Raw genomic sequence first — 24029 nt, 5'->3', positions numbered from 1 at the left:
GTGCGGCGAGACCCCCCCTCGGTCGGCGGTCGGACTCAGAGCACGCCCAGCAGTCCGCGCACCAGCGTGATCGCCCCGCCCAGCCCCGCGAGGACCAGCGCGATCGTGCGCGCCGTGCTCAGCGGCACGCGGCGGGCGACGACCCCGCCGATCCGCACGCCCAGCACCACCGTGAGGACCACGCCCGGGGCCACCCACCACGGCGGCATCCCGCCGGTCCCCGCCGCCCCCAGAAGGGTCTTGGTGAGCACCGAGAGGGCGCCCATCGTCATGAACACCGGCTGCAGGGTCGCGGCGAAGGAGCGCTGCTCCCAGCGGGCCAGCCGGGAGTGGATCACCATGACCGGTCCGGCCACCCCCGCCGTGGTGTTGAAGAACCCCCCGATCGCCCCGGCGAGCACCGTGGGCAGCCGCCCCGGCCACTCGGGCAGGCGGGGGAGCCCGAACATGGTGGTGAGGGCCAGCAGCACCACGCCGCCCACCAGCACCTGCAGCCAGGCGGCGGGCAGTTCGCGGACCACGAGCGCCGCCGGCACGGCGCCCACCGCCGCGGCCGGGGCGATGAGGGCGAACCGCCGCCAGTCCACGTGGCGCCACACCGAGAGCATGATGAGGAAGCCGGAGACGGTCGTCGTCGCGTTGGTCACGAGCACGCCCGTGGCGGGGCCCAGCAGCAGGGCGAGGGTCGGGGCCACGACGAGGCCGACCCCCGTGCCCGAGACGCGCTGCAGGACCGAGCCCACGAGGATCGCGAGGGCGGCGATGACGATGATTTCCACGGGTCCCATTCTGCGCCCCCGGCCGCCCGGCCCTGGACCGCACACGGGCCCGCCGTGGTGATTCCCGGATTCGATAAGTACCCTTGCTGTCAGGAGAGCTCCCCCGCGGGACGCCGTCGGACGAGAGGAGCACCATGGGCATCAGCCGGGACCCGATCGGCGACGAGGACGGGCACGGGTCCGCGACCGTCCTCGCCCGGCCCCCCGCTGAGCCGGTGGGTGCCGCCACGGGCGCGGGCCGGCGCGCCGCACCGGTCACCGCCGAACGGCTCCGGGAGGTCGCCGTGTCCCGCTTCGGCATCGAGGAGTTCCGCGAGGGCCAGCTCGAGGCGATGGTGGCGGCGGCGGCCGGCCGCGACGTCCTGGCGGTGATGCCCACCGGCCACGGCAAGTCCGCGATCTACCAGGTGCCGGGTGCCGCCCTGCCCGGGACCGCCGTGGTGGTGTCCCCGCTGATCGCCCTCCAGCACGACCAGGTCGAGGCGATCAACGAGGACCTCGGGGCGGAGGCCGCCTTCGCGGTGAACTCCGCGGTGGGGGTGCGGCGCGAGCGCGCCGCCTGGGACGCCGTGGCGCGCGGGGACGCGAAGTTCCTCTTCCTCGCCCCCGAGCAGCTCGCCCGGGAGGAGATCACCGAGCGGCTCGCCGCGCACCCGCCGTCCCTGTTCGTGGTGGACGAGGCGCACTGCATCTCCTCGTGGGGCCACGACTTCCGCCCCGACTACCTGGTGCTCCAGGAGGCCGTCGAGCGGATGGGGCGCCCGGCCGTCGTGGCTCTGACCGCCACCGCGTCCCCGCACACCCGGTCAGAGATCGTCGACCGGCTGGGTCTGCGCGACCCCCTGGTCCTGGTGCACAGCTTCGACCGGCCCAACATCGAGCTGCGGGTGGTGCGCCACCACCAGGCCTCCGACAAGCGCCGGGCGGTGCTCGACGAGGTCTCCGGGCTCGCCGGCCCGGGGCTGGTCTACGTCGCCACCCGCCGGGAGACGGAGGACTACGCCGCCGAGCTGGTCCGGCGCGGCGTGCGCGCCGAGGCCTACCACGCGGGACGCCGGAGGTCCGAGCGGGACGAGGTGCACGCCCGGTTCCACGGCGACGAGCTGGACGTGGTGGTGGCCACCACCGCCTTCGGGATGGGCATCGACAAGCCGGACGTGCGCTTCGTGGTGCACGCGGACGTCCCCGACTCCCTGGACAGCTACTACCAGGAGATCGGCCGGGCCGGCCGGGACGGGAGACCCGCCCTCGCCGTGCTGCACTACCGTTCCGAGGACCTGGGGCTCCAGCAGTACTTCGCCGGGGCCGCCCCCGAGCCGGCGGACCTCGAGCAGGTCCTCCGCGCGGTTCGCCGGCACGGGCCGGTCCGGGCCCGCGAGCTGCGCGAGCACACCGGCCTCGGCCCCCGCGCCCAGGCCCGTGTCCTGCACCTGCTCGAGCACAGCGGCGGCGTGCTGGCCCGGCCCGAGGGCTACCGGGCCGTGGACGGGGTCGCGCCGGAGGACGCCGTCGCCGCCGCGCTGGCGGAGGCCGAGGCCCAGCACCGGATCGACCGCTCGCGGATCGACATGATGCGGGGCTACGCCGAGACGGACGGGTGCCGGCGGGACTGGCTGCTCCACTACTTCGGCGAGGAGACCGACGGCTGGTGCGGCAACTGCGACACCTGCGCGGAGACCGGCTCCGCCGCCGAGGCCGCGGAGCGGTCCGCCGCCACCCCGCACAGCTGGGCGATCCAGAGCCCCGTCACCCACCGCGAGTGGGGCCACGGGATCGTGATGGGCGCGGAGCCGGACCGGATCACCGTCCTGTTCGACACGGTCGGGTACAAGGAGCTCTCCCTGCGCCTGATCGAGGAGCACGACGGGCTGCTGGTGCGCGGCTCCGGGGAACGGCCGGATGAGGGACCGTGAGCCCCGACGGGCGGCCGCCGGTCAGCGGACGACGTCGTAGACGGACTTGAGGACGCCGTTGGCGTAGGCCTCGTGCTCCACCAGCTCCAGGGTACGGAACGTGTCGGTGCTGTCGTCGAAGAGACGGCGGCCCGCCCCGAGCAGCACGGGGAACACCAGCAGGTGGTACCGGTCCACGAGATCCGCGGCGGCGAGGCCCTTGGCCAGGGTGGCGCTGCCGTGCACGAGGATCGTGCCGTCGACCGTGGCCTTCAGCCGCGCGACCTCGTCGAGGGAGCGCAGCACGGAGGTGTTGTGCCAGCGCGGGTCCTCCAGGCTGGAGGAGACCACGTACTTGGGCATGGCGTTGTACTCGGCGAACTCCTCCATCGACGGCCAGACGGGGGCGAACTCGTCGTAGCTGACCCGGCCCATCAGCATCGCCGCCGCCTCTTTCTGCTCCCGGTCCTTGAGCTCGTAGGCCGCCTCGTCATAGGTCACGTGCCGGAAGCTCCAGCCCGCGTGCGGGTGCGGGCCGCCGCCGGGGGAGTCGACGACGCCGTCGAGGGTGATGAACTCGGTGACGATCAGCGTGCCCATGGGGATCTCCTGTCGGTGCGGTCGGCGTCCGTCGCTGCGGTTCCCACTCTCGCGCTCCCGCGCGGCCGGGGGAAGGGGGCGGCGCGGGATGACGCGTCCGGCCGGGGCGCGGGCCGGGCCGTCTCTTGCGCGACCGCCACCCCGGTGGGATCGTCGGCAGGGACAGCGGACGAGCGAGGGCCCGGGAGGCACCCGTGGCGGCGGAGCGGACGACGGAACAGGTGCGGACCACGTGCTGCGTGGTGGGCGGCGGCCCGGCCGGGCTGATGGCTGGGGTGCTGCTCGCGCGGCAGGGCGTGGACGTGGTGGTCCTGGAGAAGCACGGGGACTTCCTGCGCGACTTCCGCGGCGACACCCTGCACCCCTCCACCCTCGAGCTGATGGCCGAGCTCGGCTGGCTCGAGGACGTCCTGGCGCTGCCGCACACCCGCGTGGAGCGCGCCACCGTCTCCCTCGGTGGCGAGACGGTGGTGGTCGGCCGGTTCGACCGCCTGCCCGTGCGCTGCCCGTTCATCGCGTTCCTGCCGCAGTGGGACTTCCTGGACCTGCTCGCCGAGAAGGGCGAGGCGCTGCCCGGCTTCCGGCTGCTGCGCTCCACGGCCGCCGACGGCCTGCTCGTCGAGGACGGCCGGTGCACCGGCGTCACGGCGCACGACGACGACGGGGCGCCGGTGCGGATCCGGGCCGAGCTGGTGCTGGCCGCCGACGGCCGCGACTCCGCGCTGCGGGCCGCGGCCGGCCTGGCCCCGGTGGCCTCACCGTCCCGGATGGACGTGCTGTGGTTCCGCGTGCCCCGCCGCGCGGAGCAGGAGCAGCCGCTGTTCAACGCCGGGGACGGCGCGGTGGTGGCCCTGCCGCGCACCGGCTACTGGCAGGCCGCCCTGATCGTGCGGGCCGGCGAGCACGACGCCCTGCGCGCCCAGGGACTGGACGCCTTCCGGGAACGGGTGCGCGCGCTCGCCCCCGGGCTGGGGGAGGGGGTCACCACGATCGAGGACTGGGACCAGGTGAAGCTGCTGCGCGTGCGCGTGGACCGGCTGCGCCGGTGGTGGCGGCCCGGGATCCTGTTCCTCGGCGACGCCGCGCACGCGATGTCCCCCGCCGGGGGCGTGGGCATCAACCTCGCGATCCAGGACGCGGTCGCGGCGGCGAACCTGCTCGGGCCGCGGCTGCTGCGCGGCGGGGTGCGGGCGCGGGACCTCGCGCGGGTGCAGCGCCGGCGGGCGTGGCCGGCGCGCGCCACCCAGCTGTTCCAGCTCGTGCTGGCCCGCCGGCTCGTGCCGGCCCGGACCGGGGCGCGGCCGCGGCCCCCGGTGCCGCTGGGCCTCGTCCGGGCGCTGCCGTTCCTGCCCCACCTCACCGGGCGGGCGATCGGCATCGGTCTGCGGCCCGAGCACGTCCCCGCCGAGCTGCGCGCGACGGACGGCACGGCAGGCGCATGACCCCGGTCCCGGACAAGCGCGCCCGGGTGGACGAGCCCCACGTGGCCCCGCTCAACGCCATGGTGCGCTCCTGGCGCCACGGCGGCCGGTTCGTGCCGTGGGTCGACCCCGACGGCGGCGGCACCGCGGCCCGGGTGCTCGTGCTCATGGAGGCGCCCGGGCCGGCCACCGTGGCGGCCGGGGACCTGGGGTTCAGCTCCGAGGACAACCCTGATCCCACCGCCCGGACCTTCCGGGTGCTGCGGGAGGAGTCCGGGCTGGCCCGCGGCGACTGCCTGCGCTGGAACGTGGTGCCCTGGGCGCTGCGGGACGAGGGCGGCCGGCAGCGGCCGCCGAAGGTCGAGGACCTCGTCGAGGCGGGACCCGCTCTCCGCGAGCTGGTCGGGGCGCTGCCGGAGCTGCGCGTCGTCGTGACCTTCGGGGCCCCGGCGCTCACCGGGATGATGCGCCTGCTCACCGTGGAAGAGCCCCCGCGGCTGCTGCCCGTGCTGGGCGTGCCGCACCCGTCGCTGCGCAACGGCCACCGCCGGGCCGAGACCCGGCAGCGGATCCTCGTCGCGCTGCGCACGGCCGCCGCCGCGGCGCGGGCCTGAACCGGCCGCTCAGGGGCGTGGGCTGAGCCGGTCCACCGCGGCCAGGAGGTGCTCCAGGATGGTGTGCCGCCGGGCGCTGCCGTCGGGCAGCAGGCCGATCGACGCGTTGTGGTAGAGCCCGTCGCCCATCTGCTGGACCGCGGTCGCCACCACCGGGTCGCCCACGTCCGCGAGGATCAGCTCGTACCATGCCACCTCGAGCCGCTTCAGGGCGGCCCGGGCGTTCTCGTCCCCGGCCTGGACCAGCCGGGAGGCCACGATCAGGGCCCGGTCCAGCCGGCTGTCCTCGAACAGGGACGTGACCAGGAAGTAGCGCGCGGCCCCGTCCGGCGCCGCCGCCATGGCCTCGAGGTCCAGCTGCATGAGCTCCTCGAGGCGCTGCAGCGTCGCGTCCACGAGGGCCTGGCGGTGCGGGAAGTGGTAGAGCAGACCCCCCTTGGACACTCCGGCGGCGGCGGCGACGGCGTCGAGGGTCGCGGCGCGCTCGCCGTCGTCGAGGACGATCTGCTCGAAGGCGGCCAGGAGCTTGTCCCGGGCCACGGGTGGGCGGGGCATGTGAGGAAGACCTCCCTGGGTCGGACGTGGTGCCCATTGTGTCAGCTCGCCCATAACTGTACCGTCTAGACGGTACAGTTACTAAGGCTGTCCGCTCCCGATCCGTTCCCCGGAGGTGAACCATGACCACTCTGCTGACGCCCCGCCCCACGGCCGGTGCGCGCGAATGGGCCGCGCTCGCGGTCCTGATGATGCCCGTCCTGCTCGTGTCGGTCGACAACACGGCCCTGAGCTTCGCGCTGCCCACCATCTCGCAGGCGCTGCACCCCACCGGGGCGCAGCTGCTGTGGATCGTGGACGTCTACCCCCTCGTGCTCGCCGGCCTGCTCATCCCCATGGGCTCCCTGGGGGACCGGATCGGCCGCCGGCGGCTGCTGCTGATCGGCGGCACGGGCTTCGCCGCCGTCTCCGCGGCGTCGGCCTTCGCGCCCACGGCCGAGCTGCTCGTGGCCGGGCGGGCCGCCATGGGGCTCTTCGGCGCGATGCTGATGCCTGCGACCCTGTCCCTGCTGCGCAACATCTTCCTGGACCCGGGGCAGCGCCGGATCGCGATCGCGGTGTGGGCCGGCGGCTTCAGCGGCGGCGCCGCACTGGGCCCCATCGTCGGGGGCTTCCTGCTCAACCACTTCTGGTGGGGCTCGGTGTTCCTGATGTCCGTGCCGGTGCTGCTGCCCCTGCTGGTGCTCGGCCCCCTGCTGGTGCCGGAGTCGCGCGACCCCCGGCCCGGGCCGGTGGACGTCCCGTCCGTGCTGCTCGCCATGCTCGCCATGACCCCCGTGGTCTACGGCATCAAGGCGGCGACGGCCTCCGGGGAGCTCTTCCAGGGCCTGCTCAGCGCGGCCTTCGGCGTGCTGGCCGGTGTGCTGTTCGTCCGGCGCCAGGCGGTCCTGGCGCACCCGATGCTGGACCTCGGCCTGTTCCGGCACCCGGGCTTCCGCGGCGGCGTCACCGTCAACGTGCTCGGCAACGTGGGGCTCTACGGGTTCCTGTTCATGCTGACCCAGTACCTGCAGCTCGTGGTCGGTCTGGACCCGATGACCGCGGGACTGACCATGGTCCCGGGCCTCGTCCTCACGGTCCTCGCCGGCTTCGTGGCCGTGCGCGCCGTGCGGTGGCTGAGCCCCCGGACCGTGATCACGGCGGGGATCCTCCTGTCCTCGACCGGCTTCCTCGTGGTCACCCTTGCGGACCTCTCCGCGACCGCCGGCGCCGTGGTGGTCCTGGTGGCCTTCTGCCTGGTGGGCACCGGCATCGGGCTCGCCGAGACGCTGTCCAACGACCTCGTCCTCACGGCGGCCCCGCCGCACAAGGCCGGAGCGGCCTCGGCGATCTCGGAGACCGGCTACGAGGTCGGTGCGGTGCTGGGCACGGCCGTGCTCGGCGGACTGCTGACCGCCTTCTACCAGCGTCACCTCGACCTGCCCGCGGCCCTGGACGCCGGCTCCTCGGCCGCGGCGCACGAGACCCTCGGCGGAGCCGTCGAGGTCGCGGAGGGCGCCGGGGCGCTCGGTCCGGCCGTGCAGGAGGCGGCGGTCGCCGCGTTCACCGCGGGCATGCACTGGACGGCGCTGGTCATGACGGCCGTGGTGGTCCTGGCGGCGTTCACGGTCGCCCGCATGCTGCGGCCGGCCGTGCGCTGACCCGCCCGCCCCCCCGGGCCGTCACCTCACCGGGACCCGGCGCCACGGGCCTCGGGGGACGTAGGCTCGGCGGCAGGGGCCGGCCCGGCCCCCGGTGTGGAAGGAGTGGTCGCGATGACGCCGCAGGAACTGTTCGAGGACGCCGCCCGCCGCCCGTCCGAGGTGGCGGAGCACGTGCTCGAGGGCATCTCGGCGGAGGTGCTGCACACCATGCCGGGCGGGACCGCGAACTCCGTGGTCTGGCTGGTGTGGCACGCGTCCCGCCAGCAGGACGCACAGGTGGCCCAGCTCGCCGGTACGGAGGAGGTGTGGACCGCCGAGGGGTGGAGCGGGCGGTTCGGCCTCGACGTCCCCGACTCCTCCGTGGGTTTCGGAGACGGGCCGGAGGACGTCGCACGGATCCGCGTGGCGTCCCCCGACCTGCTGCGCGGCTACCTCGACGCGGTGGTCGAGCGCACCGTGGCGTACGTGCACGGACTCACGGAGGCTCAGCTGGACGACGTGGTGGACCGGTCGTGGACCCCGCCCGTCACCCGGGGCGCCCGCCTGGTGAGCACGGTCGACGACGCCGCGCAGCACCTCGGCCAGGCCGCCTACGCCCGCGGTCTGCTCGAGGACGGGTGGTCGGGGCCCTACTGACTGCCCTAAGGGGCGAACACCTTTGCCCATGAGGAGGTGCGCGGGCAGATCCGCGGACGCCTGGTTGGATGTCTAGCGTAGGAGTGCTCGGAACCACCACCGCGGCTATGTCGCGGTCTCCCGAAATGGGTGACGTCATGTCTGACGACCGCGTCCGCCGACAGGCCTTCACGGGGCCCGGTCATCGGGGTCTCTCACTGATGTCGGCCCTGGCCTTCGCTGTGCTGCTCGTGCTCAGCGCCTGCACTGTCCCGGGCGGTTCCCAGGCCTCTTTCGACACGGTCGCTCGGGATGGCACGACGTCGGCGACCGAATCATCCAGCGCCGAGGTCGAGGGCACCGGCACCGGCTGGAAGGTGTTCCTGGCCGCAACGCACCAGTGGCAGATGCAGTTCTCCCTGATGCAGGTCGGACCGCCTTGGGCTGCTGCCATCCCGTTGGTGTCCCACCTCCGTCCCGGGGCCGACGCGCCGGTGTACAAGGGCAAGCTCCCTGTGAACACACTGATCGCCCCTGCCCGACCCACCGATGTGCACCCTGCGGGAGCGTTCGGGAACCGGGTCGCCCCGGACCTCGGTGTTCCTGAGCTTCACAACGGTGCCGATCTCGCGGCCGAGAGGGGGTCACCCGTGGTCGCGGCGATGGACGGCGTGGTGCGGGCCGTGTTCTGGGACGTCTGGGGCGGCAACCGGGTTGAGGTCGCTCACGTCAATGGTATGAAGACGACGTACAACCACCTCGACGAAGTCAGCGTTCAGAAGAGAGACGTGCTGCAGGCCTCGCAGCGCCTCGGGAGTGTGGGGGCCTCGGGGGCCCGTGTTACCGGACCGCACCTGCACTTCGAGACGTGGATCGACGACAAAGCCGTGGACCCGCAGGCCTTCGACTGGATCGACGGGGACCGTGTCATCAAGGCACCGCGCGAATCAGGGCAGAACGTCCCGAAGATCGAGAGCGGAGGGCCAGGCGACCAGTCTTCGCTCGGCAAGGTCACCGACTGTCCCCATGCCAAGGGTGGCCACATCGACTGTGGTGCTCCGGACGCCGTGGAGAGGGAGGAGAGGTGTGCTACCGGCGACACCGACTCCGACTGTCCGGGCGCATTGACGTCCCAGCGGGCCAAATGCGTCGTCGTGGACGGGGAGGTGGCGAACTGCAAACCGGGCAAGAACAACGATCAAGGTCCATTGACCTCGGAGTGTCCGGAGGGTGGGCTGGGGACTCCTGGGTGCCCGACGCCGGAGCCGGTTCAGTGTCCGGAGGGTGGGCTGGGGACTCCTGGGTGCCCGACGCCGGAGCCGGTTCAGTGTCCGGAGGGTGGGCTGGGGACTCCTGGGTGCCCGACGCCGGAGCCGGTTCAGTGTCCGGAGGGTGGGCTGGGGACTCCTGGGTGCCCGACGCCGGAGCCGGTTCAGTGTCCGGAGGGTGGGCTGGGGACTCCTGGGTGCCCGACGCCGGAGCCGGTTCAGTGTCCGGAGGGTGGGCTGGGGACTCCTGGGTGCCCGACGCCGGAGTCCCCAGTATGCCCTCCTGCGACTCCGGGGCCGGTCGACTGCGAGCCTCCCGGGCCGGGGCCCGAAGACTGTCCGCCCACAGTGCCCGGTCAAGTCGACTGCTACCCCTCAGGCCCGGGGCTGGAGGACTGCGCTGTGCGCGGTCCTGGCGCTCTGGACTGCATACCCGCAGGGGTCGGACCGGAGGACTGCCCAGCGGCGGAAGACGGACGCACCGACTGTCCAGCGGCGCTGTCGTCTTCCGAGGGCGTCTCGTCCAGCAAGGGTGGTGGCACCGCGGCTCGGCTGGTCGGTGTCCCTGGTCTCGCTCCGGAACCGGTCCACTGGGGGGTTATGTTGCAACTGCATAAAGTCCTCGCATGACAAGGCGCCGATGAGGGGACGGCCGATCCCTCGGTCGGGACCCCTTTGTTCACTTAAGCTGATGCTGCGGGGCGAGAGTGCCCCCACCGTCTGTTCGTTCTTCTCGTCGCTCGCCGCGACTTCCTGGGGGAAACACCGTCATGCCCCGCGACTCCTCTCGCCGTCCCGCCCGCCACGCCCTACGCCACCGCGCGTCCTCGCCGGTGACCGCGCTCACCGCGTTCTCGGCGCTGGTGGCCGTCAGCGTGGCCGTCAGCGCGGGCATCAGCCCGGACACCGGGCAGGGCCGGGGCTCGGCCTTCGGCGCCCCGGCGGCCTCCGCGGAGCGGACGGAGCAGAGGGACAGCGGATGGAGCCTGCTCGCGGCCGGGCAGGAGCGGACCGCTCCGCCGGCCGGGCCGCTGCGGGACGACCGCACGACCTCGCCCGTGCGGGACGGCGGAGCGGGTCAGGGCTCCTGGCGGGCCGGGACGGGCCGCGGTGACGGGGGGCGCGAGTCGGCCTCGACCGTGCGCCCGGGCCGGCAGGCGCCGAAGCTGTACCAGGGCGAGCTGCCCGTCAACACGATCATCGCGCCGGCCCGTCCCGGCGCCGTCCTGCCCGGTGGCCAGTTCGGCTGGCGGATCGCCCCGGACCGCGGCGGGCGCGAGTTCCACAACGGCACCGACGTCTCCGCCGCGGCGGGCCTGCCCGTCGTCGCCGCCCTCGACGGGGTGGTGACGGCCGTGTTCTGGGACGTCTGGGGCGGCAACCGGGTGGAGGTCACCCACGCGGACGGGATCAGGACCACCTACAACCACCTCGAGGACGTCCGGGTCCGGACCGGGGACCGGCTCGCCGCCTCCGAGCAGCTCGGCACGGTGGGTGCCACCGGCGTCCGGGTCACGGGCCCGCACCTGCACTTCGAGACCTGGGTGGACGGGCAGGCCGTAGACCCGCAGTCCTTCGACTGGGTCGACGGCATGCGCGTCATCCCCGCCTCCCGCAGCAAGTACTCCCTCGAGGTCCCCGTCCCGGACACGGCCGAGGACCCGGCCGTGCAGCAGGCGGAGGCCGCGAAGAAGGCCGATGCGATGAAGAAGGCGGCGGCCGCCAAGAAGACCGAGGCGGCGAAGAAGGCAGGGGCCGCGAAGAAGGCGGCGGCCGCGAAGAAGACCGAGGCCGCGAAGAAAGCCGATGCGGTGAAAAAGGCGGAGGCCGCCAAGAAGGCCGAGGCCGCGAAGCGAGCAGAGGCCGAGAAGGCCGGAAACGCCAAGCCGCCCGTGCAGCAGGCGGAGGCCGCCCCGGCTCCGGCTACCCCACCCGTGCCGGCCACCCCGGCCATCCCGGCCGTGCCGGCTGCCCCATCCGTGCCGGCTGCTCCTCCGGCCGATCCTGACGTGCCCGAGCCCGTTCCGGCCCCGCCGGTACTCGAGGAGCCAGAGCTGCCTCCGGTGGCACCCGAGCCCGTGGTGAAGCCCGCGCCTCAGCCCGACGTGGAGCCCGAGCTCGAACCGGCAGTCGCCCCGCGGATTCCGGACGCGCAGCGGGACACCGACAAGGACGGGATCCCGGACGTCGACGACGACAACCTGGACGGCGACCTCCTCGACGGCGCCCCCCTGCTGAACCACGAGGACCCCGATCTCGACGGGGACGGCTTCCCCAACGACGAGGACCCGGACCTGGACGGCGACGGCCTGCGCAACGAGGACGACCCGGACCGCGACGGCGACGGGATCCCGAACGACCAGGACGCGGAGCCGGACAGCCCGGCGCCGAAGGCCGCGGCCGAGCCGGCCACCGGCCGGACCGGGACCACCGACCCGGCCGGCCCCGCAGAGGGCGCCGGTGCCGCCGGGGCGGAGCCGGACGCCGAGCCCGGGCCGGCCGCCGGAGCGGACGGGACCGCCCGTCCCTGACGTCGCGCGCGGAGTTATGCAGGCGTGACGAGGTCATCTGCCGAGTCGGGAACGCGGACGACTAGAATTTGCCCCCGGGCCGACGAATTATTTTCGCGCAGGAGCGGGAACCATGAGCACCACCGACCACGGTGCGCCGGACCACGGGACGGCCAGGGCGCTCCAGGAACTCCGGGACCGTCTCGCCGGGGCGCTGGTGGAGCCGGGGGACGCCGACTACGACAGGGCCCGCCGCGTCTGGAACGGCCTGATCGACGCCCGCCCCCGGGCTCTCGTGCGGGCCGGGGACCTCGCCGACATCGACCTGGCGCTGGCCGCGGCCCAGCGCACGCGCCTTCCGCTGGCGGTGCGGGGCGGCGGGCACGGCGTGGCGGGCCACGGCACGGTCGAGGGCGGCCTGGTGCTGGACCTCGGGCGGCTGCGGGGCGTCGTCGTCGATCCCGCGAACCAGCTCGTGAGTGTGGAGCCCGGCGCCACCTTCGCCGCTCTCGACCGTGCCACGGCCCGGTACGGCCTCGCCGTTCCCGGTGGCCTCACCGGCGCGGTGGGCGTGGCGGGGCTCACCCTGTGCGGGGGCATGGGGTGGCTGACCCGCGGCAACGGGCTGAGCCTCGACAACCTGGACTCCGCCGACGTGGTGACCGCAGCCGGCGACCACCTGCACGTCAGCGAGGAGGAGAACGCCGGGCTGTTCTGGGGGCTCCGCGGCGGCGGGGGCAACCTCGGGGTGGTCTCCTCCTTCACCTTCCGGGCCCGCCGGCTTCCGTCCACCGTGCTCGCGGGGAACCTCCACTACCGCAGGCCGCGCTGGGAGGGCGCCCTGTCCGCCTTCGCCGCGTGGTCGCGCGGTCTGCCGGACGAGATGAACCCGGTCCTCTCGTTCGCGATCCCGCCCCCGGCGGCGGGGATGGGTGAGGAGCCGGTGCTGACCGTGGGGTTCAGCTGGGTCTCGGAGGACCACGCCGCCGGCCTGGACGTCGTCGACGGACTGCGGGAGGACGCTCCGCCCGACGCCGAGGAGATGGGCCCGACGCCCTGGCTCGCGTGGCAGGGGGCACGGGACGGGCTCTTCCCCCGGGGCTCGCACGGCCACTGGCGCAACCTTCCCTTCTCCCGGCTGGACGACGAGGTCGTCGACGTCCTCGTCGGGCTGGCCGCCGGGATCACCTGCCGGGGCACCGGCATCGACGTCCACCACCTCGAGGGCGCCTTCGGCAGGGTGCCCGAGGAGGCCACCGCCTTCCCCAACCGGTCCGCGCGGTACTGGCTGACGGTGCACGGGGTCCGGCACGACCCGGCCGACGACGAGCACCTCGCAGCCTTCGTGCGGACCGTGCGGGACACCATGCAGCCGTTCGCCGAGCACGGCGAGTACGTCGGCCTCATGGGGCCCGACGCCGAGCTCGGGGGCGACCCGGCGGAGGCGGTGCGCCTGGCCTACGGGCGGGAGAAGCACCAGCGGCTGGCCGCGCTCAAGGACCGCTACGACCCCGGGAACCTCTTCCGGCACAACCTGAACGTGCCGCCCGGCCGGCCCTGAGCGCACGTCCGGCAGGGCCTCCTGGCGCGGGCTCGCGCCCCGAGGAACCTGCGGCCCCGCCCCGTCATGTCCGGGCGATGTCGATGGCGGCCCTTCCCCGGCCACGGACCCGGCACTAGGGTCGTCAGTCCAGAGACCCCGCGTTCCCGGGAGGCGCCCCGCATGCCGATCTACGAGTACCGGTGCCGGGAGTGCGGCGACTTCGAGGTCCTCCTGGCCATGGGCGCGGCCACGCGCGAGAGCGACTGCCCCGGCTGCGGCTCCGCGGCGCGGCGGCTGATGAGCGCGCCCGGGCTCTCCCGGGCCGGCACCCCCGCGGCCCGGCTGATCGAGCGCACCGAGCGCACCGCCGCGGAGCCCGACGTCGTCACCGCGCCCCCGCCCGGCTCCCGGCGAGCGCCCCGGACCACCGGCAACCCCCTGCACCGCAGACTTCCCCGGCCCTGAGAGGCACACCACCGCAGCACAGCCGCCAAGGAGGCACGTCATGCCGGAGCTCATCTTTCCCCTGGACTCGTCACGGCCGTTCGAGGACCAGCAGCTGGTCGGGCACAACCGGTGGCACCCGGAGATCCCCCCGGTGGCCACCGTGCGACCGGGGGACACGTTCCGGGTGCACTGCCGGGAGTGGTTCGACGGCGCGATCGTCAACGACGACTCCGCCGAGGACGTCCTCAACGCGCCGCTGACGACCGTGCACAAGCTCTCCGGCCCGTTCGCGGTGCAGGGCGCCCAGCCGGGCGACCTGCTCGTCGTCGACATCCTCGACGTCGGCCCCATCCCGCAGGAGGACTCCGGCCCCCTGGCCGGGCAGGGCTGGGGGTACACCGGCGTCTTCGCACGGTCCAACGGTGGAGGCTTCCTCACCGACCGGTTCCCGGACGCCTACAAGGCGATCTGGGACTTCCGCGGCCAGACCGCGACCTCCCGGCACGTCCCGGAGGTCTCGTTCACCGGCATCGTCCACCCCGGCCTGATGGGCACCGCGCCCTCCGCGGAGCTCCTGGCCCGGTGGAACGCGCGCGAAGGGGCGCTCATCGCCACCGACCCGGACCGGGTCCCGCCCCTGGCGCTGCCGCCCGAGCCGGAGAACGCCCTGCTCGGCGGGGTTCCCGGCTCCGACGTCGAGCGGGTCGCCGCGGAGGCCGCGCGCACCGCCCCGCCCCGCGAGAACGGCGGCAACCAGGACATCAAGAACCTCACCAAGGGCACCCGCGTCTTCTACCCCGTCTTCGTGGACGGCGCGAACTTCTCCGTGGGCGACCTGCACTTCTCCCAGGGCGACGGCGAGATCACGTTCTGCGGCGCCATCGAGATGGGCGGGTTCATCGACTTCCACGTGGACCTCATCAGGGGCGGCATGGAGACCTACGGGGTCACGGAGAACGCGATCTTCCTGCCGGGCAGGACGGACCCGCAGTACAGCGAGTGGATCGCCTTCTCCGGCACCTCGGTGACCCTCGACGGCGAGCAGCGCTACCTCGACTCGCAGCTGTCCTACCAGCGGGCGTGCCTGCACGCCGTCGACTACCTCACGAAGTTCGGGTACTCCCCGGAGCAGGCGTACCTGCTGCTGGGCGCCGCGCCGATCGAGGGCCGGTTCTCGGGGGTGGTGGACATCCCCAACTCCTGCGCCACGGTCTATCTGCCCACGGCGATCTTCGACTTCGACGTACGGCCGTCCGCGTCCGGACCGCACCGGGTGGATCCGGGTGCGGGGGCGCCGCACGCGGCCGCGTGAGCTCAGCCGGTCCCGAGCGCGAGGTACAGGTCGACCACGGCGGTGGCCACGTCCTGGCCGCAGGCCGCGGAGGGGTAGCCGGAGCCCAGCACCGCGATGTGGTGGGCGGTCCCGCCCGACACCGTGCGCCCCACGCTGTGGGTGTCCCACGCGCCGCCGGCGTCCGGCAGCCACCCGTTCTTGACGAGGGAGTCCACCACCCCGGACCCGTCCGCGCGGGCCGCGCCCACGCCCCAGGTCTGGGACGGATGGGTGGGCCGCATCTGCTCCCGCAACCAGGCCAGGTCCTCCTCGGGCAGCCAGTCCGCCCCGCGGACGACCGTGCCCAGCACGGCCAGCTGGTCGGAGGCGGTGGTCAGGTTGTGGCCCCAGCCACCCGAGGACCGGGTCGAGCTGACGCCCATGAGGTCGTAGGTCTCGTTGAGCTCGCCCTCCATGGCGGAGAGCGTGGGCCCGAGCGCGCCGTAGAGAGCGGTGGTGGACTCGTTGCCGCTCTCGTGGACGCTGTCGCGGATCAGGGCCCGCTGCTGCTCCGTGAGCCGGCCGTCCTGCTCGGCGGCCAGGCGCATGGTGGTGAGGGCCAGCGGGACCTTGGAGAGGCTGGCCTCCATGCCGGACACCTCGGGGCGGTGGGCGAAGACCGTGCGGCCGTCCGCGTCCTGCACCAGCAGCCCGATCTCGGCGCCCACCGCCGCGCTCAGCTCGTCCAGCGCGGTGGTCAGGGCACGCCGGTCGTCCTGCGCCCCGGGTCCCACCGCGGCGGGCAGCGGGCCCGTTGCCGGACCGCAGGAGGCGGGGACGGTGACCGCCGCGGTCGTGGCGGCCGCGCCGCCCGGGGCGGCCGGGAGCGCCGCCGCGGGGGCCGGGACGGTGAGTCCCAGGAGGAGCGCGGCGGCCCCCAGGGTGCGGACGGTCCTGCGGTGCTGCGGGTGCGATCGGCTCATGGTGCCCATGCTCTCGCACGGCGGCCGTCCTGCCGAGCCGGGCGGGTCCGCATCACGCAATGAGACCCCGGTCCGTCCAGGACGTCGGCAGGTGCCCGCCGGAGGGGAGCAGCACGAGCTGGGCCGAGGGCAGCCGCTCGGTGAGGCAGCGCGCGTGGGCGGGGGGCACCACGTCGTCGTCCTCGGCGTGGACCACGACGATCTCGAGGTCCGCGAGCTTCCGGCCCACGGTCGAGGGCAGGGCGAACCCCTGCTCCTCCACGTCCGGGTGCTCCGGGCACCAGCACGGGGCCGCCACGGTCACGACGCGCTGCAGCAGGGTGGGGATCCGGTGGCAGAGGAAGCGCAGGGCCTCGGACCCGCCGAGGGAGTGGCCCACGATCACCCAGGGCTCGTCCGGGATGGCGCGGACGGCCCGGCCGATCGCCTCCTGCCACTGGTCCGGGTCGGGGTCCTCCGGGCTCGGGAGGTCCGGGGCCACGAGGTCGGCATCGGGCCACTGCCGCCGCACGGCCTCGAGCACCGGGTTGTCGCCGGTGCGGGGCTGGGGCCCGGCACCGTGCAGGAAGAGGATGCGCTGGACCATGGGTCACCTCGGGGACGGGGGAGGTGACGGCGGACGCCGCCTCCACCAGCGTCCCCGCCGCCGCGGCGAGGTGTCAAGAGCGGTGGGAGGCTCCCGGGCCTGCTCCCACGACGTCGAGGCCGGGCCCCTCGAGCCGGTCCAACGCCGCGGTGCGGCCGGTCAGCAGCAGCAGGAGCGCGTCGATCGCGCCCCGGACCTCGGGGCCGCTGCCGGCGCGCCAGTCGACGTCGGTCGCGGTGAGCGCCACCCCGCGCAGTCTCCGGCGCGCCCGGAACGGGAAGGGCATGGACCACACCCGGTCGGCGGCCGTGCGTGCGGCCTCCGGGGGCATGGCGTGGTGCCGGCCCAGGGGCAGGACGATGTCCTGGGTGTGGACCAGGACGTCCAGCAGCGGCTCGCGGATGGTCGTGCCCGGCGGGTGGCGCCTCGAGCCGTCCAGGCGGCGGTAGTCGGCGAGGATCGACTCGACCGGCCGGCGGCCGCGGGCCCGGGCGTCCAGGTACAGGGCGCGGTTGTAGTCCCCGCGGCCCCGCCACAGAGCCGGGACGAGATCGGCGAGACCGACCTGGGGCGAGGCGATGACGTGCGCCGCGACGTCCCGCACCGCCCATCCCGGGCAGAGGGTGGGGTGGTCCCACTCCTCGGGACGGAGCGTCTCGAGCAGGTCCGCCAGCGCGGACCGCTCCCGGTGGACGGCGTCCCAGATGGCGTCGCGGTCCATGATAATCTCCTCCATATGGTCAGGTTTACTGACTGAATTTTCCGGCGGTGACGGCCAGGCTGTCAAGGGGTGGGCATGCACGAGGACGCGGGGACCAACACGGGGCTGCTGCTGTACTACCCGTACCGGGACATGGAGATCCGGGTGGTCGAGGCGCTGCACGCCGCCGGCTTCGCGGACCTCTCCTACGCGCAGGCCCGGATCTTCCAACGGATCGGCCCGGACGGCACCCGCACGGTGCAGCTGGCGGAGCAGGCCCGGGTCACCAAGCAGACGGCCAGCCTCCTCGTCCAGGCCCTGGAGGAGGAGGGGTACGTGGAGCGGCGCCCCGATCCCGCCGACGCCCGGGCGCGGCTCGTGAGCGTCGCCGAGCGCGGCCGGGCCGCCCAGGCGGTGGCGGCCGGGGTGGTCGCCGAGGTGGAGGAGCAGTGGCGGCGCCGGCTCGGGGCGCGGCGCTATGCCGCGCTGCGCCGGGCGCTCGCCGAGCTGCACGAGGAGCCCGGCGACGTCCGCTCCCCGCCGGCCGACCACGGGGCGCCCGGCTGATCCGGCAGCACCCGGCCGACCCCGCGGCGGTGTGGTCGGCCGGGGGCACGGGGGTCACGGGGGCGCGCCGTGGTCACCCGGTGGCGCGGCACGGCCGTCGGGACACAATGGGACCATGACCGACGCCGCTCACCCCGCCCCGCCGGAGGACCCCCGCACCGGCCGCGCCTACTGGACCGTGGAGCCCGGCCGGGGAGAGCTGCGCACCGCGGAGCTGCCCGTCCCGGGCCCCGAGGACGTCCTGGTGCGGGCGCTGCGCTCCGGGGTCAGCCGCGGCACCGAGTCGCTCGTCCACCGCGGCCTCGTCCCGGCGCGCGTGCACGGACGGATGCGCGCCCCGTTCCAGGAGGGGGACTTCCCCGGCCCCGTGAAGTACGGCTACCTGTCCGTGGGCGTCGTGGAGCAGGGACCGGAGGACCTGGTGGGCCGGCGGGTCTTCAGTCTCCACCCCCATCAGGACCGCTACGTGCTCCCGGCCTCCGCCGTGACCCCGGTGCCCGACGACGTCCCCTCCGGGCGCGCGGTGCTCGCGGGCTCGGTGGAGACGGCCGTCAACGCGCTGTGGGAGGCCGCGCCCCGCTTCGGGGACCGCGTGGCCGTGGTCGGGGCCGGGATGATCGGCGCGTGCACGGCCGCGCTGCTGACCCGCTTCCCGCTGGCCCGGCTGCAGCTCGTGGACCCGCAGCCGTCCCGCGGGGTGCTCGCGGCCCGGCTCGGCGTGGAGCACGTGCTGCCGGAGGACGCCGCGGGGGAGTGCGACGTCGTCCTGCACGCCTCATCCACCGCCGCCGGCCTGGCGCGGGGGCTCGAGCTGCTCGGCGACGAGGGGGAGCTGATCGAGCTGTCCTGGTACGGCGACGAGGACCCGGCCGTCCCGCTCGGCGCCGACTTCCACGCCCGCCGGCTGCAGCTGCGCGCCAGCCAGGTGGGCGTCGTCGCCCCCGCCCGCCGGGCCCGCCGCACGACCGCCGACCGGCTCACCACCGCGCTGGACGCCCTCCGGGACCCCCGCTTCGACGCCCTGCTCTCCGCGAGCTCCTCGTTCGAGGAGCTGCCCGCCACGATGGCACGGCTCGCCGCAGGAGCCCCGGACGTCCTGTGCCACGTGGTGCACTACGACTGACCGCCCCCCACCGACCCGAGGAGCTCCGTGTTCACCCTGACCGTCCGAGACCACATGATGATCGCCCACAGCCTGCCGGACCCGTTCTTCGGCCCCGCCCAGAACCTGCACGGGGCCACCTACGTGGTGGAGACCACCTGGTCCCGGCCGGTCCTCGACGAGCACGGGGTGGTCATGGACATCGGGGTGGCCAACGACCTGCTCGCGGGCGTCCTCGACGGGCTGCGCTACCGCAACCTCGACGAGCACCCGGACTTCGCGGGCCGGCTGTCCACCACGGAGGTCCTGGCCCAGTACGTCACCGAGCGGCTCGCGGCGGGGGCGGCGTTCGTCGAAGGGCTCGAGCGGCTGACCGTGACCCTCCGGGAGACCCCCGACGCCTGGGCCTCCTACACCCTCGAGCTGCCCGTGCTGAGCGAGCGCGGCGGGCCCGCCCCCGCCCGGTGAGCACCGCGCGCGCGGGCATCGACGTGGTGGTGCCCGACGACGGCGGGCGGCCCACCGGCGGCTCGCTCTACGACCGCCGGCTCGTGGCGGCGCTGGACGCCCTGGGGCGCCCGGCGCGGCTCGTGCCGGTGGCCGGGGGCTGGCCCGCGCCGGACGGTGCCGCCCGGGCCCGGGTGCGGCGCGCGCTGGGCGCACCGGCCCCCGGGCGGGCGGTCGTCCTCGACGGCCTCGTGGGGTGCGCGGCACCGGAGGCGGTCGACGACGCCGTGCGCTCCGGGGTGCCCGTGCACCTGCTCGTGCACCTGCCCCTGCCCGCCGAGACCGGGCTGGACCCCGCGGCCGCCACGGAGCTCGCCCGGCGGGAGGCGGCCGCTCTCGCCACCGCCACCGGCGTGCTGGCGCCCAGCGCCTGGGCGGCCCGCGACCTCCTCCGCCGCTACGGCACCGCGGACGCCGTCGTGGCCGAGCCGGGGGCCGAGCGCGGACCGGTGGCCGCGGGGTCGCGCCCGCCGCGGCTGACCTGTCTGGCGTCCCTGACGCCGCGCAAGAACCAGGGCCTCCTGCTGGAGGCCCTCGCGCCGCTGACCGCCCTCGGCTGGACCCTCGACCTCGTCGGCCCCGAGGGCGACCCCGAGCACGTCCGCACCCTGCGTGCGGCAGTCCGGGACCTCCCCGATCCGGGGCGCGTGCGCTGCCCCGGTCCCCTCGAGGGCGCCGCGCTGGCCCGGCAGTGGGCGCGCACCGACCTGCTGCTGCTGCCCTCCACGACCGAGACCTACGGCATGGTCGTCACCGAGGCGCTCGCCCACGGCGTGCCCGCGGTGGTCGCGGCCGGCACCGGTGCGGTCGAGGCCCTCGACGGCACGCCGGGGCCCCGGGGTGCGCCCGACACCGGTGTTCCGCCCGGCGCCGGCCTCCGGGCCGGTGCCGCCCTCGACCCCGCCGATCCGTCCGCCTGGACCGCGGTGCTGCGCGACTGGCTGACCGACCCCGCCCTGCGCGCGCAGTGGCGGGCCGCCGCACTGGCCCGCCGCGACCGCCTGCGCAGCTGGACGGACACCGCCCGCGACGTCCTCGCGGCGATCGGCCCGCACCTCGACCCGCCCCTCGACCCGTCCGATCCCCTCGGGCGCAGTCCCGACCCCGACCACGACCACGACCGCACCAGGAGACCGTCATGACGAACCACTCCGCCCCCGACCGTCCCGTCGCCGGCGACTGGCTGGCCCTGCGGGAGCCCGCCGACGCCGCGGCCCGCGAGGACTCCCTGCCGCTGATCGCCCGCATCGTGCGGCACTGGGAGCAGCTGCCGCCGGCCGCGGCCCCCGGCGCCGCGGACACCGAGCCGGTCGTGGTGGTGGACCTCGGCGCCGGGACGGGCGCGAACCGGGCCTGGCTCGCCCGGCACCTCCCCGGCCCCCAGCGCTGGATCCTGCTCGACCACGACCGCGAGCTGCTCGACCAGGCCGTGGCCGCCGCCCGGGCGGAGGGGGCCGACGTCGTGCCCGTCCTCGCCGGGGTCGAGGAGCTCGGCCGGGTGCTCGCGGAGCACCCGGCGGCCCGCCGGCTCGTGACGTGCTCCGCCCTGCTCGACCTGCTGACCCGGCAGCAGCTCCGGGACCTGGCCCGCGTGCTCTCCGAGGAGGCCGTCCCGGCGCTCCTCGCCCTGACCGTCGACGGCGAGGTCCTCCTCGACCCGCCCCACCACCTGGACCCCTCGGTGCTGGGGGCCTTCGAGGACCACCAGCACCGCGGCGAGCTCGCCGGGACCGACGCCGTGCGGCTGGCCGCGGAGGCCCTGCAGGAGCGCGGCATGGTCGTGGACGTGACGCCCACCCCCTGGTGGATCTCCGACCAGGCGTGGGCCCGGCCCCTCCTGGAGCGGTTCCTCGCCGACCGCGCGGACGCCGCCGTGGAGCACCGCCCGGACCTCACGGCCGAGGCCCACGCCTGGCTGCGGACCCGCCTGGTGGACTGCGCCCGCGGCCGGCTGCGGGCCACCGTGGGGCACGCGGACGTGCTCGGCCTGCCGCCCGTCAGCTGAGGCCGCGGGCGCACCGCTCCAGCCACAGCACGTCCCGACCGAAGGACACCAGCAGCAGGACGAGCGCCACGACGGTGGCCGTGACGGCCAGCGGCAGCGGGATCAGCGGGACCAGGGCGCCGAGCAGGACGCCGCCCTGGATCCCCGCCACCACCCGCCGGTACGAGGAGAAGGGCAGCTCGCGGCGCCACGCCGGGCGCACCCGCAGACCCAGCAGGAAGAGGTAGCGCAGGGCGCCGATCACCACCACCCACCACGCCTCCGGCAGCCCGATCCGGGCGGCGACCGCCACCGAGAGGAAGAGCAGCAGCACGGCGTCGACCTCCTGGTCGAACCGGGCCCCGGCGCGCGTGGCGGTCCCGGTGCGGCGCGCCACCCACCCGTCGATCCCGTCGAGCAGCCACGCGGGCAGCGCGACGGCGAACACGGCCCAGCACCAGGCGTCGGCGGGCCGGCCCCCGTCCTGCCCCAGCACCGGGGCCAGCCCCACGGGCAGGAGCCCGGCGGCCAGGGCGACGAGCACGGAGCGGCCCACGGTGACCCGGTCGGCCGGGCCGTAGGGCTCACCGCGGCGGCGCACGGTGCTGCGCACCACCGCCCCGAGCACGGCGAGACCCAGCAGCACCGAGCACACCAGCACGGGGAGCGCCGCGTCCGCCAGGAGGAGGAGCGCCGCGAGGGCTCCGCCCAGCGCCACGAAGGCGAGCAGACCGTCCCGGCGCGCCGAGGGGTGCGGGCCGGTGGAACGGGCCAGGGGCATGCGGTCGCCTTCCGCGTCGGGGGTCTTCATCCTGGGCGGGCCCGGTCCGCCGCGTCAAACCGGGCGACGGCGGGCGGTGGCTAGACTGCGCCCATGCCCGCCGAGACCACGCCCGCCCTCACGCGGCGGCGGCCCGATCTCCGCGTGCTGCTCGCCGCCGGGCAGGCGGTGGCCGGGCTGGTCCTCCTCGCCATGCTGTTCCGCGTGCTCGGCACGGACGCGGTCCGCAGCGCCGTCGGGATCCTCACCCCCGCCACGGTGGCGCTCGCCCTGGGCGCCGGGCTCGTGGCCACCGCGGCCCAGGCCCAGCGCTGGCGGCTGGTGGCCCGCAGCCGGGCCACGCCGATCGGCTTCCGGGAGGCGCTGGGCGAGTGCTGGGCGTCCGGGCTCGTCAACCTGCTGCTGCCCGGGGGTGTGACCGGGGACGCCGTGCGGGTGCTGCGCCGCCGCCGGCGCGGCGACAGCTGGCCCGGCGCCGGCGGCTCCGTGCTGGGCGAACGGCTGGCGGGGACGTCCGTGCTCCTCGCGGCCGGGGTCGTCCCGGCCCTGGCGGTCGGCGGCTGGCTCGCCGCGGCCCTCGGCCTCGGGGCGCTCGCCGTCGGGGCCGTCGCCTGGCGCTCCACGAGCGGCGCCCCGGCGCGGGACCGGGCCGGGGTCTGGGCGCTGTCCGTGCTCGCCTGGGCCTGCTACCAGGGACTGTTCCTGCTGGCGGCCGTGCGCACCGCACCCCAGGAGACCCTGGCGAACCTGTGGGGGACCACCGTGCTGGGCCTCGCCGGGATGTCCGTCCCCGTCGGGGTGGGCGGCTGGGGCCCGCGGGAGGGGATCACCACCCTGGCCGCGATGGCCCACGGCCTGCCCGCCGGGACCGGCTTCGCGATCTCGATCGGCTACGGGCTGCTCGCCCTGATCTCGGCCCTGCCGGGAGCCGTGGTCCTGGCGGGCTGGCTGCTGCCCCGGCGCGCCGGCTCTCCCCGAGCCGGTTCTCCCCGCGGCTGACGAGCCGGTCGACCGGCGTCGGGAGACCCGTGGTGCGCGTCAGCCGCCGATCGCGCTCATGGGGCGTTCCGGCTGGACGTAGTCGGAGGAGTCCAGGCCTACGTGGTCCATGCCGTGGGCGGCCGGTTTCGCCCACATCGCCGCCCGCCAGCGCTCGGCCAGCTGTCCGTCGGTGGCACCGGTGCGCAGCAGCGGCAGCAGCTCGACCTCCTCGTGGGAGAACAGGCAGGAGCGGATCCTGCCCTCGGCGGTGATCCGGGTGCGCTTGCAGTCGGCGCAGAAGGGCTCGGTGACCGACGCGATGACCCCCACCGTGCCCAGCGGCGGGTCCTGGGCGCCCGGGCGCAGGGCGGAGGCCGCGGCGGGGGGCGCCGCGGACGTCGCGTCCGAGGTCGCGCCGGAGTCCACGGGGGCGGCGCTGGCCGTGCGGGGGTGCACGTCCCAGAGTTCGGCCGGGGCGCCCTCGCGCGCCCCCGGGTGCGGGGCCAGCCGGAACCGGGTGGAGAGCCGGTGACGGATCTCGGCGGCGGTGACCATCTCCGCCCGGGTCCAGCCGTGATCGGCGTCCAGGGGCATCTGCTCGATGAACCGCAGGGCGAAGCCGCGCGCCAGCGCCCACGCGAGCAGCTCCGGGGCCTCGTGGTCGTTGACCCCGCGCAT

Annotated in this window: 23 protein-coding genes and 1 pseudogene; 16 read left to right on the top strand and 8 right to left on the bottom strand. The window is 75.3% G+C overall.

Annotation, left to right across the window (positions count from 1 at the left end):
• Positions 1 to 35: 35 nt before the first annotated feature.
• Positions 36 to 788, bottom strand: a complete 753-nt coding sequence (locus RF644_RS16595) for a TSUP family transporter (RefSeq protein WP_368797313.1) — start codon at positions 786 to 788, stop codon at positions 36 to 38.
• A 125-nt stretch (positions 789 to 913) separates the two neighbouring features.
• On the opposite strand from RF644_RS16595, the gene RF644_RS16590 reads away from it, so the two are divergent.
• Positions 914 to 2692: an ATP-dependent DNA helicase RecQ gene (locus RF644_RS16590; protein ID WP_368797312.1), complete on the top strand. Its 1779-nt coding sequence runs from the start codon at positions 914 to 916 to the stop codon at positions 2690 to 2692.
• 21 nt (positions 2693 to 2713) lie between these two features.
• Here RF644_RS16590 and RF644_RS16585 read toward each other — a convergent pair whose 3' ends face one another.
• Positions 2714 to 3271, bottom strand: a complete 558-nt coding sequence (locus tag RF644_RS16585) for a dihydrofolate reductase family protein (protein WP_368797311.1) — start codon at positions 3269 to 3271, stop codon at positions 2714 to 2716.
• 194 nt (positions 3272 to 3465) lie between these two features.
• Between RF644_RS16585 and RF644_RS16580 the strand changes: the two genes are divergently transcribed.
• Both RF644_RS16580 and RF644_RS16575 read left to right on the top strand, forming a co-directional pair.
• Positions 3466 to 4713 carry an FAD-dependent oxidoreductase gene (locus RF644_RS16580; RefSeq protein WP_368797310.1) on the top strand — a complete coding sequence of 416 codons (1248 nt, stop codon included), beginning with the start codon at positions 3466 to 3468 and terminating at the stop codon, positions 4711 to 4713.
• Positions 4710 to 5306: a uracil-DNA glycosylase gene (locus RF644_RS16575; RefSeq protein ID WP_368797309.1), complete on the top strand. Its 597-nt coding sequence runs from the start codon at positions 4710 to 4712 to the stop codon at positions 5304 to 5306. The genes RF644_RS16580 and RF644_RS16575 overlap by 4 nt, the downstream gene beginning before the upstream one ends.
• A 9-nt stretch (positions 5307 to 5315) precedes the next feature.
• Here RF644_RS16575 and RF644_RS16570 read toward each other — a convergent pair whose 3' ends face one another.
• Entirely contained in the window at positions 5316 to 5861 is a 546-nt protein-coding gene (locus RF644_RS16570; protein WP_031283706.1) for a TetR family transcriptional regulator, read from the bottom strand.
• Positions 5862 to 5983: 122 nt separating this feature from the next.
• On the opposite strand from RF644_RS16570, the gene RF644_RS16565 reads away from it, so the two are divergent.
• The 7 genes from RF644_RS16565 to fmdA all read left to right on the top strand — a co-directional run bounded on the left by RF644_RS16565 (position 5984) and on the right by fmdA (position 15199).
• Positions 5984 to 7501, top strand: a complete 1518-nt coding sequence (locus RF644_RS16565; protein WP_368797308.1) for an MFS transporter — start codon at positions 5984 to 5986, stop codon at positions 7499 to 7501.
• Between the two features lie 114 nt (positions 7502 to 7615).
• Positions 7616 to 8140: a DinB family protein gene (locus RF644_RS16560; RefSeq protein WP_368797307.1), complete on the top strand. Its 525-nt coding sequence runs from the start codon at positions 7616 to 7618 to the stop codon at positions 8138 to 8140.
• Positions 8141 to 8277: 137 nt separating this feature from the next.
• The gene (locus RF644_RS16555; RefSeq protein ID WP_368797306.1) at positions 8278 to 10017 is read left to right on the top strand and encodes a peptidoglycan DD-metalloendopeptidase family protein; all 1740 of its coding nucleotides are present in this window, start codon (positions 8278 to 8280) and stop codon (positions 10015 to 10017) included.
• A 140-nt stretch (positions 10018 to 10157) separates the two neighbouring features.
• The gene (locus RF644_RS16550; protein WP_368797305.1) at positions 10158 to 11918 is read left to right on the top strand and encodes a peptidoglycan DD-metalloendopeptidase family protein; all 1761 of its coding nucleotides are present in this window, start codon (positions 10158 to 10160) and stop codon (positions 11916 to 11918) included.
• 112 nt (positions 11919 to 12030) lie between these two features.
• A complete protein-coding gene (locus tag RF644_RS16545; protein ID WP_368797304.1) occupies positions 12031 to 13458 on the top strand; it encodes an FAD-binding oxidoreductase in 1428 nt (475 codons plus the stop codon).
• 162 nt (positions 13459 to 13620) lie between these two features.
• The gene (locus RF644_RS16540) at positions 13621 to 13905 is read left to right on the top strand and encodes an FmdB family zinc ribbon protein (protein WP_368797303.1); all 285 of its coding nucleotides are present in this window, start codon (positions 13621 to 13623) and stop codon (positions 13903 to 13905) included.
• A 40-nt stretch (positions 13906 to 13945) separates the two neighbouring features.
• Complete coding sequence (gene fmdA, locus RF644_RS16535; protein WP_368797302.1) at positions 13946 to 15199, top strand: formamidase; 1254 nt, start codon at positions 13946 to 13948, stop codon at positions 15197 to 15199.
• A 2-nt stretch (positions 15200 to 15201) separates the two neighbouring features.
• On the opposite strand, the gene RF644_RS16530 is transcribed toward fmdA, so the two are convergent.
• The 3 genes from RF644_RS16530 to RF644_RS16520 form a co-directional block, all read right to left on the bottom strand.
• Positions 15202 to 16143, bottom strand: a complete 942-nt coding sequence (locus RF644_RS16530; RefSeq protein ID WP_368797301.1) for a hypothetical protein — start codon at positions 16141 to 16143, stop codon at positions 15202 to 15204.
• A gap of 52 nt (positions 16144 to 16195) precedes the next feature.
• Positions 16196 to 16729, bottom strand: a complete 534-nt coding sequence (locus RF644_RS16525; RefSeq protein ID WP_017834750.1) for an alpha/beta fold hydrolase — start codon at positions 16727 to 16729, stop codon at positions 16196 to 16198.
• A 73-nt stretch (positions 16730 to 16802) separates the two neighbouring features.
• Positions 16803 to 17450, bottom strand: a complete 648-nt coding sequence (locus RF644_RS16520) for a maleylpyruvate isomerase family mycothiol-dependent enzyme (protein WP_368797300.1) — start codon at positions 17448 to 17450, stop codon at positions 16803 to 16805.
• A 75-nt stretch (positions 17451 to 17525) separates the two neighbouring features.
• Between RF644_RS16520 and RF644_RS16515 the strand changes: the two genes are divergently transcribed.
• The 5 genes from RF644_RS16515 to RF644_RS16495 all read left to right on the top strand — a co-directional run bounded on the left by RF644_RS16515 (position 17526) and on the right by RF644_RS16495 (position 21610).
• Complete coding sequence (locus tag RF644_RS16515) at positions 17526 to 17996, top strand: MarR family winged helix-turn-helix transcriptional regulator (RefSeq protein ID WP_368797299.1); 471 nt, start codon at positions 17526 to 17528, stop codon at positions 17994 to 17996.
• Between the two features lie 115 nt (positions 17997 to 18111).
• Entirely contained in the window at positions 18112 to 19119 is a 1008-nt protein-coding gene (locus RF644_RS16510; protein ID WP_368797298.1) for a zinc-binding alcohol dehydrogenase, read from the top strand.
• A gap of 27 nt (positions 19120 to 19146) precedes the next feature.
• On the top strand, positions 19147 to 19566 hold the full coding sequence (locus tag RF644_RS16505) for a 6-pyruvoyl tetrahydropterin synthase family protein (protein ID WP_368797297.1): 420 nt from the start codon (positions 19147 to 19149) through the stop codon (positions 19564 to 19566).
• The gene (locus RF644_RS16500; protein ID WP_368797296.1) at positions 19563 to 20747 is read left to right on the top strand and encodes a glycosyltransferase family 4 protein; all 1185 of its coding nucleotides are present in this window, start codon (positions 19563 to 19565) and stop codon (positions 20745 to 20747) included. The genes RF644_RS16505 and RF644_RS16500 overlap by 4 nt, the downstream gene beginning before the upstream one ends.
• A complete protein-coding gene (locus RF644_RS16495) occupies positions 20744 to 21610 on the top strand; it encodes a class I SAM-dependent methyltransferase (RefSeq protein ID WP_109268317.1) in 867 nt (288 codons plus the stop codon). Before RF644_RS16500 ends, RF644_RS16495 begins: the two co-directional genes overlap by 4 nt.
• On the opposite strand, the gene RF644_RS16490 is transcribed toward RF644_RS16495, so the two are convergent.
• On the bottom strand, positions 21603 to 22370 hold the full coding sequence (locus tag RF644_RS16490; protein WP_368797295.1) for a CDP-alcohol phosphatidyltransferase family protein: 768 nt from the start codon (positions 22368 to 22370) through the stop codon (positions 21603 to 21605). The genes RF644_RS16495 and RF644_RS16490 overlap by 8 nt on opposite strands.
• 93 nt (positions 22371 to 22463) lie before the next feature.
• Here RF644_RS16490 and RF644_RS16485 point away from each other — a divergent pair, with 93 nt between their 5' ends.
• On the top strand, positions 22464 to 23369 hold the full coding sequence (locus RF644_RS16485) for a lysylphosphatidylglycerol synthase domain-containing protein (protein WP_368797294.1): 906 nt from the start codon (positions 22464 to 22466) through the stop codon (positions 23367 to 23369).
• A gap of 39 nt (positions 23370 to 23408) precedes the next feature.
• On the opposite strand, the pseudogene RF644_RS16480 reads toward RF644_RS16485, so the two are convergent.
• A pseudogene (locus RF644_RS16480) lies at positions 23409 to 24029 on the bottom strand (GTP 3',8-cyclase MoaA); the annotation flags it as partial.

This window comes from Kocuria sp. CPCC 205258 (assembly GCF_040981005.1).
Lineage (GTDB): Bacteria > Actinomycetota > Actinomycetes > Actinomycetales > Micrococcaceae > Kocuria > Kocuria rosea.
This window is presented reverse-complemented; position numbering and strand designations above follow the sequence as displayed.

Bases quoted from the DNA above. Each gene is read 5' to 3' on its own strand.
- RF644_RS16595 (WP_368797313.1), bottom strand. From the start codon at position 788: ATGGGACCCGTGGAAATCATCGTCATCGCCGCCCTCGCGATCCTCGTG.
- RF644_RS16590 (WP_368797312.1), top strand. From the start codon at position 914: ATGGGCATCAGCCGGGACCCGATCGGCGACGAGGACGGGCACGGGTCC.
- RF644_RS16585 (WP_368797311.1), bottom strand. From the start codon at position 3,271: ATGGGCACGCTGATCGTCACCGAGTTCATCACCCTCGACGGCGTCGTC.
- RF644_RS16575 (WP_368797309.1), top strand. From the start codon at position 4,710: ATGACCCCGGTCCCGGACAAGCGCGCCCGGGTGGACGAGCCCCACGTG.
- RF644_RS16570 (WP_031283706.1), bottom strand. From the start codon at position 5,861: ATGCCCCGCCCACCCGTGGCCCGGGACAAGCTCCTGGCCGCCTTCGAG.
- RF644_RS16565 (WP_368797308.1), top strand. From the start codon at position 5,984: ATGACCACTCTGCTGACGCCCCGCCCCACGGCCGGTGCGCGCGAATGG.
- RF644_RS16560 (WP_368797307.1), top strand. From the start codon at position 7,616: ATGACGCCGCAGGAACTGTTCGAGGACGCCGCCCGCCGCCCGTCCGAG.
- RF644_RS16555 (WP_368797306.1), top strand. From the start codon at position 8,278: ATGTCTGACGACCGCGTCCGCCGACAGGCCTTCACGGGGCCCGGTCAT.
- RF644_RS16550 (WP_368797305.1), top strand. From the start codon at position 10,158: ATGCCCCGCGACTCCTCTCGCCGTCCCGCCCGCCACGCCCTACGCCAC.
- RF644_RS16545 (WP_368797304.1), top strand. From the start codon at position 12,031: ATGAGCACCACCGACCACGGTGCGCCGGACCACGGGACGGCCAGGGCG.
- RF644_RS16540 (WP_368797303.1), top strand. From the start codon at position 13,621: ATGCCGATCTACGAGTACCGGTGCCGGGAGTGCGGCGACTTCGAGGTC.
- fmdA (WP_368797302.1), top strand. From the start codon at position 13,946: ATGCCGGAGCTCATCTTTCCCCTGGACTCGTCACGGCCGTTCGAGGAC.
- RF644_RS16530 (WP_368797301.1), bottom strand. From the start codon at position 16,143: ATGAGCCGATCGCACCCGCAGCACCGCAGGACCGTCCGCACCCTGGGG.
- RF644_RS16525 (WP_017834750.1), bottom strand. From the start codon at position 16,729: ATGGTCCAGCGCATCCTCTTCCTGCACGGTGCCGGGCCCCAGCCCCGC.
- RF644_RS16520 (WP_368797300.1), bottom strand. From the start codon at position 17,450: ATGGACCGCGACGCCATCTGGGACGCCGTCCACCGGGAGCGGTCCGCG.
- RF644_RS16515 (WP_368797299.1), top strand. From the start codon at position 17,526: ATGCACGAGGACGCGGGGACCAACACGGGGCTGCTGCTGTACTACCCG.
- RF644_RS16510 (WP_368797298.1), top strand. From the start codon at position 18,112: ATGACCGACGCCGCTCACCCCGCCCCGCCGGAGGACCCCCGCACCGGC.
- RF644_RS16495 (WP_109268317.1), top strand. From the start codon at position 20,744: ATGACGAACCACTCCGCCCCCGACCGTCCCGTCGCCGGCGACTGGCTG.
- RF644_RS16490 (WP_368797295.1), bottom strand. From the start codon at position 22,370: ATGCCCCTGGCCCGTTCCACCGGCCCGCACCCCTCGGCGCGCCGGGAC.
- RF644_RS16485 (WP_368797294.1), top strand. From the start codon at position 22,464: ATGCCCGCCGAGACCACGCCCGCCCTCACGCGGCGGCGGCCCGATCTC.